This is a genomic window from Bacillus sp. N1(2025), assembly GCF_053470005.1.
The window spans coordinates 1-433 of the sequence record NZ_JBLTJB010000040.1; the positions used below are offsets into that span (position 1 = coordinate 1).

The following is a 433-nucleotide window of genomic DNA, read 5'->3' on the forward strand; positions in this document are numbered from 1 at the left end:
TTTGTATTGGAGTTCAAGTGGTTGTAATTCTTCACCGTTATACAATCGTGAGAAATCTTCGATTAATAGATTTAGCGTCTGATGATCGGAAATAATATGGTGCACATCGAATAGTAAAATATAGTTGTTCCGATTTCTTTCTTTGACTACTTTAAAACGCATAAGTGGTGCTTTTCCGATGTCAAACGGGCGTACAAATGATTCCATATCGGCTTCGCTGTAGCTGTCGGTTTCTTCATATTCCACTTGGTAAAATACCTCGTCTGCAATGACTTGAAAGGTTTCTCCTTCTGTCATGACAAAACTGGTTCGCAGCGACTCATGACGCTGGATCAGGCGATCTATGGCTTGTTGTATTTTTTCTAAATCAAGGTTACCTGTTACTTCTAGCGCTGACGCCATGTTATATGCTGTACTACTGCCTTCCAACTAC

Annotated in this window: 1 protein-coding gene; it reads right to left on the minus strand. The window is 40.0% G+C overall.

What is annotated here, in order from left to right; translation table 11 throughout:
* A partial coding sequence (locus tag ACNFN4_RS22250) for a condensation domain-containing protein (protein ID WP_448200490.1) occupies window positions 1-429 on the minus strand: 429 nt, incomplete at its 3' end.
* Between the last annotated feature and the right edge of the window lie 4 nt (window positions 430-433).